A 14314-nucleotide genomic window follows, 5' to 3' on the forward strand; every position below is an offset into this window, starting at 1 on the left:
TACTTTTTCTAGACAATTATTGAAATTGAATTGACTTTTATGCCAACACTAGGATAATAGTAGAAGGTTATTTTAAAGTTTATGTTTCAGAGAGGAAGTATTGTATGCAAAAAATTCTAGTGTTTCTCATAACCATTCCAGTAATTTTTCTTTTTGCAAATCCTTCTTATGCAATAGAGGAAGATATTCATTCATGGCAGGATGAGACAATTTATTATATTTTAGTTGACCGATTTACGAACGGAACAACCGAGAATGACTATGAAGTAGATATTCAAGATCCTAATGCGTATCATGGCGGGGATATCCAAGGGATTATTAGTAAACTAGACCATATTAAGCAACTTGGATTTACAACGATTAACTTAAGTCCTGTTATGAGTAATGCAGAAGAGGGTTATCATGGTTTTTTAATAGATGATTATCAATCTATTGAGGAGCATTTTGGAACAATGGAAGATTTACAACAACTAGTTGAGGTGGCACATGAGAAGGAATTAAAGGTAATCTTAGATTTTGTCGTTTCACACACAGCTCCTAATCATGATCTGCTAACCTCTAATCCAGATTTGATTGCTGATACAGCCGTTACAGAAGACGGAACCATTCTTCCTAGTCCAGATTTGGACAATGCTATGGCAAGAGAATACTTTTTAGAGGCAGCGGCTTTTTGGATAGATCAAGCAAACATTGATGGTTATCGCTTATACACAAATGAAAATACATCGAGAGAGTTTATTAATGATTTAGTTGAAACAACACAATCAATGAAAACGGACTTTTTAGTAATGGGTGAATCTATTGATTTCATAGACAAAGAGAACACAGCACTAACTGCTAGTGTGAATCATCAATTGAATGAGAAACTATCGAGTGTATTTAGCAGTTACGGTAATTCCATAGAGCCACTACTACAGGAATGGCCAGAAGTGGGTTCGATAATCAATGGATTTTATTTAGATAGTCACCAGACAGTCAGATTTACGAGAGAAGCTGTAAAAAATGCCCAGAATCCGATTACTCGCTGGAAGTTAGGCTTAACTTACCTTTATACAGTTCCTGGAATTCCGATAGTGTATCAAGGCAGTGAAGTACCGATGGATAATGGGGAAGATAGACCTGATCATCGAATGGCACAAACGAATGGTGGCGATGATGAATTTAGAAATTATATTGAGCAACTTGCGGCAATTCAAAAGCAGTTTCCTGCTTTGTCCTATGGTGATCTCGAAGTTATTGATTCCAATGGGGCAATGACGATGTATAAACGGGAATACCAAGATGAGACGATATTTGTAGCTATTAATAACGATGTTGAAACAAAGACAATTACAATCAAAGATGTACCAGATGGCATGCAGTTAACAGGATTGCTACAAGATAATATCGTTCGTGAATTAAAAAATGATGAGTATAAAATAGCACTTGATCGCGAGACAGCTGACATATTTATGGTAGAGGAAGACACTGGTATGAACTGGTTGTTTATTTCCTTTGTTGTACTAGTATTGGGTGGATTTGTTACTGCTGTTATCTTTTTATCTATCAAAGGTAAGCGACTTGAACAGTAAAACATAATAATAAAAAACGCAGGGGGTTGGAACCGGCCCCTGCGTTTTTTATTATTATACTGCTTCTTCTTTTTTTACGAACGATTTTTTTGCCCATACTTTTGAACGCCATCTTCTCAACATCAGTAGTCCTCTTAGCCATTCATCGACAATAAATCCTATCCATATTCCAACCAGTCCAAGGCCAAGGAATATTCCAAAAAACCAAGCAAAGGTTACGCTAACTCCCCACATCGATAAAACACCGACAAAAACAGGGTACTTTACATCACCTGCAGAACGTAAAGAACTGATAAGTACAAGATTAAAAGCACGACCAGGCTCTAAAATTATAGTTAGTAATAAAATCAACGCACCTTTTTCAACAATAGTAAGGTTATCGGTGAATATTCCCAATAGGAAATCACTTGAAAAATAAATCGCAATAGCTGCCAGGATAGAAATGATAATTGAAATCTGCAGACTTTTCAAACAACGCTTATATGCTTTTTCTAATTCTCCTGCACCGATCATATGGCCAATCAATATTTGAGTGCCCTGACCAATAGCGATAGAGAATAAGAAAATAAACATTGCGATATTTTGTACATACACTTTGGTTGTTAGTGCCATCGTCCCGAGCTGAGCAATAAGGTAAGTAATAACCATTTGGCTAGCATTATATGATAGCTGCTCTCCAGCAGATGGGACACCGATATTTAATAGGTCTTTAACATGCTCTTTTTTATATTTTATAAACGACTTGATTGGTAATGTTTTGTTGGTTCTTTTAAAAAGAATGATAAGTAGTGTAGCAAATCCCAAAAAGCGGCTGATCATTGTCGAGTAGGCTACACCCTCTACACCGAGAACAGGGAAACCGAATGGGCCGAATATAACAAAGTAGTTACCAATAACATTAACAATGTTCATTCCAATTGTTACATACATGGTATCTTTGGTAAAACCATAGCTACGTAAAATGGCAGCGACAGTCATAATTAAAGCTTGAACAAAGATGAATCCACCTACAATATTCAAATAGATTGTAGCCTCACCCATCAATTCATTGGGGAGATCCATAATGTTTAGGATATTCTCACTAAATAAGTACAGACCCAAACTTAGTAAAAGTGAAAAGATTAGGTTAATGCTTAATGAAGTAATGGCTATCGCTCCGGCAGTCTTTTCTTGATTGGCACCTAAATTTTGTGCAACAAGAACAGAAGCCCCAACAGCAACGAAACCAAACATCACAATAACAACTTGGATAATTTGATTAGAAACACCAACTGCTGCAACTGAATGGTCCGAATATTGACTTAGCATTAAAGTATCGGCATTACCCATTAACATATGAAGTAAAATCTCAATAAATATCGGCCATGTAAGGGCAAACAGGGTTAACTTTTTTGTTACTTTTGAATCAGGCATTTAAAAATTCCTCCAAGTATATGACAATGGGGTCAGTAGATTGCTAGTTTTATGTTAAAGCTTATTTTCTGAATTGTTATTTTTGACACAAAATCCATAAACTCCGACGTAACTGCTTTGTTGATTTTCACTCCAGGCAGTCGCTTTCCGCGGGCAACGCTTCAACTTCCTCGGAAGAATACCACTTCCTGCGGGATTTTCAGCCGTCGCTTTTCTCGCAAGAGTCGACTGCCCTGCGCTCCAATCAACCACTATATAAGAGTAAATATCTAGTTGTTTGATTATTGTAATTATCAAAAACAGGAATAAATTACGTAAGATATACATGAATAATCCTCAAAAATATAACCAATTACCCTTCGTGCGAGTAGTCATATATCATGGTATAAACGGTTTTCTTATAGTTGAATTCATTTGAACAGAAAGCTACTTTAAGCTTCGGAAAAATGCGACACTCCTCGAAAATATAAAGCAATTTTCTTCGTGTGTTGCAAATTCACGGATGTCATTTCTGGTCCTATGGGAAAGGAACTGTCTGAAGACCCCGCAACGAGCGATTTTTCTCGTGAGGAGGCTGAAGCGTTCCCCATGGAAAGGGAGTGTTTTTCCGAAGCGATGGATGATCACTCATCCTATAAAGGATGGGGTACAGTCACACAAAGTTACGTCGTATTTTTCATCAACTGTGAATATTAAGAACAGCAAGACTTCGAATGAAATTAAGTTAAGTAGACATCGCTTTATATTAGTGCAAAGGATGCAAAAAGTAAATAGTAAAAATGAGGTTAATAAAAACGTTTGCAAAATTGTTGGAAAGGAGGATAATAAAATTAACTGCACCATATAAAGAAAAGACTATCTAACTATCAAATAATGAGGAGGAGAAATATGCTTGAGGATACTAGTTTTGCTATTCATCCTGGAAAAAAGGGAACTATAGAATCAACTAACTTTATCGATATCGGAAATGTAACTGATGTGGAAAAGCAAAAATCTCGATACTTATTTACATGTACAAATGGTTATGTTTATTTGACATTTTACCGCCAGGATATTGTCCGAATCACGATGCACCAAAAAATTAGCCAACCATTTGAAAAATCAAGGGCGGTTATTGTTGAACAACAAGAGATTGACGTTACATATGAAGAGAAGAAAGAACATATTGGATTATCAACAAAACAGCTGAAGGTAGGAATAAATAAAAGCCCATTTAGGGTAAGTATCTTCGATGAAAACAGTACACCTTTAGTAACTGAAGAGTCACACGGTCTAGGCTATTTTACCAATGGTGAAGTTATATGTTATAAGACTACCAATCAAGATGATCACTTCTACGGTTTTGGGGAAAAAACAGGATTTCTTGATAAAAAAGGTGAAAAATATGAGATGTGGAACTCTGATGTTTACGCTCCACATAACCCTGAAACTGATCCTTTATACGAATCAATTCCCTACTTTATGACATTAAGAGACGGTAGGGCACATGGAATCTTTTTCGATAATACGTCCCGCACAACCTTTGATATGAAATCGGCTAAGGATATTTATTCCATTAAGGCGGAAACTGGTCAATTGGATTATTATGTGTTTGCTGGTCCTAGCCCTAAAGATGTCCTAGAGCAATACACATATCTTACAGGTAGAATGCCAATTCCACCAAAGTGGGCACTCGGTTATCATCAATCGAGATACAGCTATCAATCGGAACATGAAGTGAGAGAATTAGCTGCTAATTTTATAAAAAAAGAAATACCAGTTGATGTCATCTACTTAGATATCCACTATATGGACGGTTATCGAGTTTTCACCTTTGATAATGAACGTTTTCCTAATCCACAAAAATTAATAGCTGATCTTAAACAGCAAGGGATAAGAGTTGTACCAATTGTTGATCCAGGTGTTAAAAAAGACCCGGAATATAACATTTATCAAGAAGGTATTAATCAGGACCATTTTTGTAAATACCTTGAAGGAAATCATTACTTTGGAGATGTTTGGCCAGGAACAAGTACCTTTCCGGATTTTACAGATGAAAAGGTTAGAAACTGGTGGGGGGAGAAACATAGTTTTTATAGTGATCTAGGTATTGAAGGAATTTGGAATGACATGAACGAGCCGGCTGTATTCAATGAGACAAAAACCATGGATGTACAAGTTATGCATAAAAATGATGGCAAACCAGATACCCATCGGGCTTTGCATAATGTTTACGGATTATTAATGGGAGAAGCAACGTACGAAGGAATGAAAAAACAATTAAATGGAAAGAGGCCGTTTCTTTTAACAAGGGCTGGTTATTCGGGTGTACAACGTTATGCTTCAGTATGGACCGGAGATAATCGTAGTTTTTGGGAGCATCTACAAATGTCGCTACCAATGTGTATGAATTTAGGCTTATCAGGGGTTGCATTTACAGGACCGGATGTTGGTGGGTTTGCCCATGACACGAATGCGGAGCTATTAACGAGATGGACTCAGGTTGGTGCATTCACACCTTATTTTAGAAACCACTCAGCAATCGATACACAATATCAAGAACCATGGCAATTTGGTGAAAAATATGAGGAAATAATGAAGAAATATATTCAGCTCCGTTACAAGTGGATGCCACAGTTATATTCTTTGTTCCAGAGCGCGAGTACATCAGGGGCTCCAGTGATGCGCCCCCTACTAATGGAATATCCAAATGACGCCAAGACATATAACCTAAATGATCAGTTTATGATTGGTGATAACGTAATTGTGGCACCTGTTATGTCTCCTGGGATAACGGACCGTGCAGTTTACCTTCCAAGTGGTGACTGGGTTGATTATGTTTCAGGTGAAGCTTACTCTGGTAATAAAGTCCATTTAATCCATGCTGAACTTGATCAACTTCCTATTTTCATTAAGCAAGGAAGTGCTATCGTTCAAGGAAATCTTGTTTCGTCTATGGAGTATAAACAAACAAAAATTACTATCCACATCTATCCAAGTGACAAGGAAACTCAATACACATTTACTTATTATGATGATGATGGCGAAACATTTGCCTATCAGAATGATCAATTTATTGAGTTAGGTATCGAGATTAACTGTTCAGAAGAATCAATAGAACTTGATGTTATCAACCAAAAAGGTTCCTATCAAGCCCCATATAGTAACCTTGCAATTCAAATTCATGGATTGAACAGGCAGAAAGTTTACTTGAACGACTCATTAGTTAAGGATGTAAACAACTTGTATATCGAACTATAAGATACAAAAGGGAGCTACAATCGCGTAGCTCCCTTTTGCTATTATCCATTAACAACAATTCCGCCATTGACATGAATCATTTGACCAGAAACATAGCTAGAATCATTGCTTGCTAAATATACATAGGCTGGAGCCAGTTCATAGGTTTGTCCTGGGCGTCCCATCGGGGTGTCTGAACCAAACTCTGATACCTGTTGCTCATTAAATGATGCAGGAATAAGTGGCGTCCATATTGGCCCAGGCGCTACAGCATTCACGCGAATGCCTTTTTTAATCAATGATTGCGAAAGTGCTCGTGTAAATGAAGTGATTGCCCCTTTTGTACTAGTATAATCAATCAGATTTTCATTGCCTTTATAGGCGGTTATTGATGAGGTGTTTATAATCGAGCTACCTTGCTTTAAATGTGGAACAACAGCCTTGGTCATGTAAAAAAACGAAAAAATATTAACCTTAAAGGTTCTTTCAAACTGTTCATTTGTAATGCTCATAAAATCATTTTGAGGATATTGGACGGCAGCGTTGTTAACTAAGATATCTACTTTTCCTAGTTCACTCATTATTGTTTGGACAGAAGAGTTACAAAAATCCGGATCCGATACGTCACCACTAATTAGGATGCAATTTTGCCCTTCTTTTTCTACTAACTCTTTTGTATCTTCTGCGTCTTTATGCTCATCGAAATAAATAATCGCAACATCCGCGCCTTCTTTAGCAAAATAGATACTAACTGCTCGTCCTATTCCACTATCCCCGCCCGTTATAATTGCAACCTTATCCTTTAACTTGCCGCTACCATTATAATTAGGATCTTCAAACTGTGGTAAAGGATTCATTTGATATTCATAACCAGGTTGTCTGTTTTGATGCTGCTTTGGTAAAATTTCTTTTTTATTATTGCTAGACATAGTTAACCTCCTAAAATTCCTTTTAGTATTATCCATTTTATAGGATTTTTATCATCAGAAAATAAAAGAGATGGTAGTCTTATCGTTGAAGAGCCATTATTAAGTTATTAGCACAGAAAAAAAACAGTGATTTTCTGTAAGTAGAAAATCACTGAGGACATTATTTATAAGGGCTATTTAGAAAGAATAAAGCAATGGTACCTGGACCAGCATGCGATCCGACAGATGAACCTACCATTTCAATATGGATATCATCATTATCAAATTGCTCTTTAATCATTTCAGCTAACAGATTAGCGGTTTCTAAATCGTCACCGTGACTAATTCCAATTGGCTGATTAGAGAGTTCTTGTCCACGTTGATCCATGATTTCAATCATACGTTTTAGAACCTTTTTAGAACCCCTTATTTTTTCTAAGGGGATTAATTTACCGCCATCAACATGGAGAAGTGGCTTTATTTTTAGAAGTGTACCTACAAATGCAGCAGTTTTGCTAACTCTACCACCACGATATAAATACTCAAGATCATCGACTGTAAAGATGTGCTCCATATGTTCAATGTGATATGAAGTAACATCAATAATTTCATTAAATTCCATACCTTCTTGTGCTAGCTGTGCAGCACGTAATACGATTAATCCAAGTCCCAAGGATACACATTTTGTATCAAAAATTTGCAAGCGCCATTCAGGATATTCTTCTTTCAATTCCTGTTCAGCCAATTTGGCAGATTGATAAGTCCCAGAGAGCTCTGATGATAATGCAAAGTACAAACAAGGTTTATTGTCTTTTGCGTATTTTTCAAAGACATCCTTGAATGCTTGTGGTGTTGGTTGAGAAGTTTTTGGAGCCTTACCTTCTCTCATCGCTTGATAGATTGTTTTTGGGAAAATTGTTCTTGCATCCTCATAATTTTCATCTTCCAGTTGTACGGCTAAGGACACCATCTCGATGTTGTAATTACTATAATGTTTTTCAGATAAATCACAGGCTGAATCAGCAATAATTTGCACTGTCATTTTTCTACCTCCAATAATCATTAGGGTGTTTTGAATCCTTCATTAAATATAAGTATTTATAAATGAGACAGGTTAATAATAAAAGATGAAGTAAAATATGTAAGTGCTTTACTACTCTTAGTTTAATCGTATCAGTACATATAGTCAAAGTTAATTTAAATTCTTGCAATTTTAATACAACTTAAATTTCACAAGCAGGATTACGATAAATTACCATTTTATAAATTTATTATATTAATAACCAGTATTTCTTTACATGACCAAGGATTATGTTTTACCATTAGTTGGGTATGTAATCAAAAGGTGTAATCATTTTTACTTAGTGCATGTAGTTAAGGCTAAAGGAGGTCACATATGTTTTTGGTCGAAGCAAGAAGAATTTTTGTCGTTATCGTTGGGGCAGTTCTTAATGCAATCGCATTGAACTTTTTCTTAATCGGTGCAAATGTTTATGCAAGTGGATTTACTGGTATAGCACAATTGCTTTCCAGTATTTTTAAAGATATTCTCAATGTTCCAGGAGTTAGTACAGGTATCATCTTGCTTGTTTTAAATATCCCTGTTGCAATATTGGGGTGGAAAAAGGTTGGTAAAGGATTTACTATATACAGTTTTGTATCAGTACTATTTACTACCTTTTTCCTAGAAGTTTTTCCAATCCTTCGCTTGTCTAGTGATATTATGTTGAATGCAGTATTTGGCGGAGTTATTGGTGGTGTCGGTGTAGGTATCACATTGAAATGGGGGGCATCAACTGGTGGTTCAGACATTATAGCAATGGTGCTGTCACGGTTGAAGGACAAACCAATTGGTGGATATCTGATGCTTATAAACGGGGTGATTATCGTATTAGCCGGTGTAATTAATGAACCGGAGAATGCTTTATATACATTATTAGCACTCTATGTAACCACTCGCGTTATCGATACTCTTCACACGAGACATGAGAAAGTAACAGCAATGATTGTTACTAAAAAAGCAGAGGAGTTACAAGAAGCAATTCACGGTACAATGGTAAGAGGAATTACAATATTACCTGCAAAAGGTGCTTACTCAAAAATTGATAAAAATATGATGATACTAGTAATTACTAGGTATGAACTTTATGACTTAGAACGAATAATTCAAGAGGTAGATCCAAATGCATTCACCAATATAATACAAACTGCTGGAGTGTATGGAATGTTTAGAAGAAATGATTAAGCAACTGTAACTATTTTAACGGTTTCATCGACTAATATAGTAGAAAGGATTGCTAAGGAGTTGAAACTATGTTTAAAAAGGTTTTTAGTACTCTTACACTGCTAGGAATGTTATTAGCTGCATGTGGGACTTCCAATGATGAACAATCACAAACATCTCAAGGAGATATGGGAAGTAATGAGCCTATCTCAGAAGATCAGCAGGACCAAGACAACGACTCTAATAATGCGGAAGATCTATTAACGAACTTAGAAATGCACGTTAGTGTTGAGCAAACTGACGGTAAGTTAGTTTTTCAAATGGAATTAAAGAATGTTGGGCAGGAAAACTTGGAAATGATGTTCTCGTCTGGTCAACAGTACGAAATTGTTGTTAAAAATGATTCTGATGAAACGGTATATCGATATTCTGAAGGAAAAGCATTTACCGAAGCTCTGGTTACCAAGGAAATTGCTTCTGGTGAGTCGATTGAGTGGAACGAGGAATGGAATTATTCAGAGTCGGTCCTTGCTGATGGAAATTACCATGCTGAATTGACACTGCTTCCAACTCAGGTTAATAAAAATGTAATTGAGAATAATCCGTTCACAACAACAGAATCCATTGAATTAGTTTCTTCCGAACAACTTTCTGCAACCTCAGATTCCGATTCTGATGGATTGTTCCGAAATATTGAAGTGAATGGCGAAAATGGTCAATATGAAGTAACAGGAGAGATAGATCCAACTGTTGATGAGTTCTTCTACAGTATTGAAGATGGTCACAATGTTTTAGTAAACGAGCAATCTATTAAGACAACTGGCAATGAGTGGTATGGATTTACGATAAATTTGGATATTCCAAAGAGTGACCTTCCTTCTAATGGGGCGATTACGATGGTTTTATATGAGAAGAACCTCGAAGACGGAGTGCCATTGAACAATACCTTTTTAACCTTAGACCAATTCAAATAAGAAATACAAACTAAAAAAAACGAGTGCATCAGGGTGGTTACCCTCGAAAGTTAGATTTATTTGCTCTAACTTTTGGTTAACCACCTCAGCTAATTTTAGCTGGCACTCGTTTTTTATATATCAAATTGTATAGATATTAAAAAAATTACACTTAATAACCGTAGTTACTTAGTACAGCTTGTACCTTTGGAGTTAAAGCTTCCCACTCCACATCAAAGCCTTTGTTAATTGTAATGAAATTTTGAAAACCGAAGACATTGTCCACTCCGTCAACTTCCATTAAATCATTTAAAATTTGGTGTTCACTAGTTTGACCGGGCATAACCGAGATACTGTTATTTCCCTCGAAAATCATTGAGTCAGTGGTGAATTTCATTGCGTTTGGATTTGGTGTAGCTTCTACACGAACACTCATATCTATTTCCTCCTAATTAACCTTATACTAAGTTAATAATAGCAGAAAAAACGTAATTTAAAAAGTCAATTATCTATCAAACCAAAATTAAAAGAATAAGTCATCTATCATCTAAGATAGTAAAAACGGTTAAGTACATGAATCAGTTTGCGGAGGTGGTTACCATCTTAAAGAAAGTAATTGTTTCAGGTACTGTTTCAGCGGCAGTGCTAGGGTTATTTCTATTTATGATAGAAGAGCTCACGAATCAGAAAGTTTATACCTTGTTACTAAATGTCGATTTTATCCCGATCTTTGAAAATATATCTTTGCCAATAATAGTCGAATGGATTTTTCATATTATTATTTCCTGGGGAATAGCTCTAGTTTTTCATCTATGGTTAATCAAAAAACCTGATTCAACCAAATCATCGCAATGGGTAGTTGTTTTCGTTTTGACAGCATTAGCTAGCCTTTCATATATTCCATTAACACTTCTAGCAATTAAAGAAACTCCAAGTTTGGATAATGTAGAAGCAATTTTCTTCTGGATAGTCGGGCATATTCTTTATGCTACGGTTTTAAAAACAAGTACCAAATTGGGAGACTAAATATACTGAAGGAAAATATGTTATATTAGTATGATAAAATTGTAGTATTATGTTGAAAAAGAGAGAAGGGTGTTGCAATGGAATTAGTAACTGTCGGAAAGTTACTCTATATCAATGGTACTATCCTTTTATTGCTATTACTCTTTTTTTGCTACCTTGTAATCAATAAAACGGTAAGAACGAGAAGAGAACATAAAAAAAAACATATTCAATCACATATAGAAGTTTTTGTGAAAAATTACATCTATAATGGTGTGATGATACCTGAAAAAGTATTAAAGGATAGTCCTTTACACTTTGAAGCGCTTGAGCATCTTCTTTACGAACACTTTGAATATGTGAACGAATCAGAATATCGCGAAAGAATCCAACAACTAGTTAAACATCGCTTACAGGATTACTATGCAAATTTATTAAGTCATAGAAGAATGGCGCTACGCCTAAATGCTTTATATCATATTGAAGATTTTAAAATAATTGGTTTTGAGGAGCAATTACTAAAAAGATTTGAACAACACGAATATGAGAACAAGGTAGAAAAGTTTCAACTGATGAGGATCTTGAGCAACTTCCAGAATGTAGAGTTTTTTCAAGAAATGATAAGGGAAAAAGAAGAGTATCCTAAATTTATCTATAAAGATATCTTGCATCGATTTGATCAATCAGTTTCTGTTCAGTTTGTGGATTTTTTTAATAACATACCAGTTAATTTTAAAAAGGCATTAATTGAGTGGCTAGGAGAAAGCAATCAATTGGATTATATTCATTTTCTTGAATCTAAATTAAGTGAGGAAGAGGTAGAAACTAGGATAAGTGCTTTAAAAGCATTAAATCAGTTAGGTTTCGTAACGGATGTTGATGCAATTATTCCGTTTGCTCAATCTGAACTCTATCAGGAACGAATTTTATTTGCTCGTCTTGCGAAGAAAATACAACGACAGCGGCTAAAAAAAATCTTATTAGATATGGTTTCTGATCAAAACTGGTTTGTACGTCAAGCGGTTGCAGAGGCTATTGCAAGTTATCCTGATGGCAATATTTTATTGCATTTTATTTTAGATACTCATGATGATCATTTTGCTAAGGATGCTGCATCGCAATGGCTTGAGGTGGGTGAAAAGGTATGGATCTAGTATTAGATATTTTAAGTTCCTATGTTGTTCCTACTATCTCTATTCTATTTATTAGTTATATGAGTATCAGTATTGTTATCTATATAATTGTTTTTATGGTCTCCGCTAAAGATTTAAGAAAAAGTTATCTTCTAGATGAGCAACAGCCATACCAAGACTATTTGACTTCGATAGATACAAAGCCTTTATCCGTAATTGTTCCAGCTTATAACGAAGAGCTCGGGATCATTGGAAGTGTACGTTCATTGTTAAGTATGAATTATCCTGAATATGAAGTCATTATTGTTAATGATGGTAGTAAGGATAACACCTTGGATGTTGTAATAGATAAGTTCGATATGAAACCTATTGCTTATCCTATCAGAAAAAGAATTGAAACTGAAAATGTCAAACAAGTCTATCAATCTACCATGAATCCAAATGTATATCTGGTTGATAAGGCCAATGGTGGGAAGGCTGATGCATTAAATGCTGGTATAAATTTATCTCATTTTCCATTTTTCTGTTCGATTGATGGTGATTCAGTCTTAGATCGTAATGCTTTTCTTAAAGTAATGAAACCAATAATCGAAAGTAATGAAGAGGTTATCGCCACCGGTGGTAGTATAAGGATTGCAAACGGCTGTACTATTAAACGTGGAGAAATAATGAAAATTGCTTTACCTGCATCACCATTAGTGGTGATGCAGGTAATTGAATACCTAAGGGCATTTTTAATTGGGAGGAATGGATTAAGTAGATTTAATTTATTATTAATTATCTCCGGGGCATTTGGAGTATTCAACAAAGAATGGGTAATCAAGGCTGGTGGCTACCGCAAAAAAACTGTTGGGGAAGATATGGAGCTCGTTGTCAGACTCCACCGAATAATAAAAGAAAATAAATCAAAAAAAAGAATAATATATATTCCTGATCCAGTTTGTTGGACCGAGGCTCCTGACACAACTGCTATTTTGAGAAGACAGCGGAATCGCTGGCAACGTGGACTATTTGAATCACTATGGAATCATAAAGACATGATCATGAATCCGAAATATGGTTTAGTAGGCATGGGATCTATGCCATTTTACTTAATTTTTGAACTATTTGGTGTTGTCATCGAAACATTAGGATATTTAATCATCCCATTTGGTATATTATTCTCCTTCATTAATATATCAACGGCAATTTTAATGTTAACGTTGTCGATTATTCTTGGATCGTTCCTATCAATGGCTGCAGTGTTACTAGAAGAATGGAGTGTAAATCGTTATCCATCAGCCAAACATTTAGTAATTCTTTTTTGCTATGCTATTTCTGAAAGTTTTTGGTATAGACCTTTAACTGTTTATTGGAGACTAGAGGGAATTGTTCAAGCCTTAAGAAAAAACTCCTCTTGGGGTGATATGAAGCGAAAAGGAATCTCCCAATAAAATCAAGAGAGTGTATGTTATCTATAAAAATACTCGTGCATATTACTTGCACGAGTATTTTTTGATGTTTTTTTATGGCTCTTTTCGTAAGTTTTGTTGCGTTTTAAATATTCGCACTTGATATAAACTGCGACGTAACTATTGTATTAATTTGTATTTCTGTCACTCTCTTTGATTATGTTCTACACAACCGTTTCGGCAGAATACTTCGCTTTCCATGGGCACGACCTCAGCCTCCTCAGAATCAAAGAACGATCCTTCCGGGGTCTTCGGAACGCGCTGTTCCCATAGGACAAGGAATGCTACGTAGCAATACATCGCACGAAACGTCCACGGCTACGCTTCTCGTAGCCACCAACTATCACGAAAATGGATTCCTAATCAAATCAGAGGTATCACATAGGAATCAAACGTCAATATTTCTAGTAACAATACAACCAGGCTGAAATTTCTTT

General features: G+C 35.6%; 12 protein-coding genes. 7 read left to right on the plus strand and 5 right to left on the minus strand.

The annotated features are described in order from the left end of the window. The first annotated feature begins 104 nt into the window (after nt 1-104). Nucleotides 105-1571: an alpha-amylase family glycosyl hydrolase gene (locus GH741_RS16245; RefSeq protein ID WP_153737803.1), complete on the plus strand. Its 1467-nt coding sequence runs from the start codon at nt 105-107 to the stop codon at nt 1569-1571. Between the two features lie 54 nt (nt 1572-1625). On the opposite strand, the gene GH741_RS16250 is transcribed toward GH741_RS16245, so the two are convergent. Then, nucleotides 1626-2984, minus strand: a complete 1359-nt coding sequence (locus GH741_RS16250) for an MATE family efflux transporter (RefSeq protein ID WP_153737804.1) — start codon at nt 2982-2984, stop codon at nt 1626-1628. Between the two features lie 54 nt (nt 2985-3038). Then, nucleotides 3039-3281: a hypothetical protein gene (locus GH741_RS16255; protein WP_205677348.1), complete on the minus strand. Its 243-nt coding sequence runs from the start codon at nt 3279-3281 to the stop codon at nt 3039-3041. A 591-nt stretch (nt 3282-3872) separates the two neighbouring features. Here GH741_RS16255 and GH741_RS16260 point away from each other — a divergent pair. Continuing rightward, the gene (locus tag GH741_RS16260) at nt 3873-6224 is read left to right on the plus strand and encodes a glycoside hydrolase family 31 protein (protein WP_153737806.1); all 2352 of its coding nucleotides are present in this window, start codon (nt 3873-3875) and stop codon (nt 6222-6224) included. A gap of 41 nt (nt 6225-6265) precedes the next feature. On the opposite strand, the gene GH741_RS16265 is transcribed toward GH741_RS16260, so the two are convergent. Both GH741_RS16265 and GH741_RS16270 read right to left on the minus strand, forming a co-directional pair. Next, a complete protein-coding gene (locus tag GH741_RS16265; protein WP_153737807.1) occupies nt 6266-7132 on the minus strand; it encodes an SDR family oxidoreductase in 867 nt (288 codons plus the stop codon). 160 nt (nt 7133-7292) lie between these two features. After that, nucleotides 7293-8153 carry a DegV family protein gene (locus tag GH741_RS16270; protein WP_153737808.1) on the minus strand — a complete coding sequence of 287 codons (861 nt, stop codon included), beginning with the start codon at nt 8151-8153 and terminating at the stop codon, nt 7293-7295. Nucleotides 8154-8507: 354 nt separating this feature from the next. On the opposite strand from GH741_RS16270, the gene GH741_RS16275 reads away from it, so the two are divergent. Together GH741_RS16275 and GH741_RS16280 are read left to right on the plus strand one after the other, a co-directional pair. After that, on the plus strand, nt 8508-9356 hold the full coding sequence (locus tag GH741_RS16275; protein WP_153737809.1) for a YitT family protein: 849 nt from the start codon (nt 8508-8510) through the stop codon (nt 9354-9356). A 68-nt stretch (nt 9357-9424) separates the two neighbouring features. After that, nucleotides 9425-10309 (plus strand): BsuPI-related putative proteinase inhibitor, encoded by an 885-nt coding sequence (locus tag GH741_RS16280; RefSeq protein ID WP_153737810.1) that lies wholly within the window; start codon nt 9425-9427, stop codon nt 10307-10309. Nucleotides 10310-10460: 151 nt separating this feature from the next. Here GH741_RS16280 and GH741_RS16285 read toward each other — a convergent pair whose 3' ends face one another. Then, the gene (locus GH741_RS16285) at nt 10461-10724 is read right to left on the minus strand and encodes a NifU N-terminal domain-containing protein (protein WP_153737811.1); all 264 of its coding nucleotides are present in this window, start codon (nt 10722-10724) and stop codon (nt 10461-10463) included. Nucleotides 10725-10861: 137 nt separating this feature from the next. On the opposite strand from GH741_RS16285, the gene GH741_RS16290 reads away from it, so the two are divergent. The 3 genes from GH741_RS16290 to GH741_RS16300 all read left to right on the plus strand — a co-directional run bounded on the left by GH741_RS16290 (nt 10862) and on the right by GH741_RS16300 (nt 13859). Beyond that, complete coding sequence (locus GH741_RS16290) at nt 10862-11314, plus strand: hypothetical protein (RefSeq protein WP_153737812.1); 453 nt, start codon at nt 10862-10864, stop codon at nt 11312-11314. A 77-nt stretch (nt 11315-11391) separates the two neighbouring features. Continuing rightward, complete coding sequence (locus GH741_RS16295; RefSeq protein ID WP_153737813.1) at nt 11392-12447, plus strand: HEAT repeat domain-containing protein; 1056 nt, start codon at nt 11392-11394, stop codon at nt 12445-12447. Then, nucleotides 12438-13859, plus strand: a complete 1422-nt coding sequence (locus tag GH741_RS16300) for a glycosyltransferase family 2 protein (protein ID WP_205677349.1) — start codon at nt 12438-12440, stop codon at nt 13857-13859. The genes GH741_RS16295 and GH741_RS16300 overlap by 10 nt, the downstream gene beginning before the upstream one ends. The last annotated feature ends 455 nt before the right edge of the window (nt 13860-14314 follow it).

The sequence above is a fragment of the Aquibacillus halophilus genome (genome assembly GCF_009649745.1).
Taxonomy (GTDB): domain Bacteria; phylum Bacillota; class Bacilli; order Bacillales; family Amphibacillaceae; genus Aquibacillus; species Aquibacillus halophilus.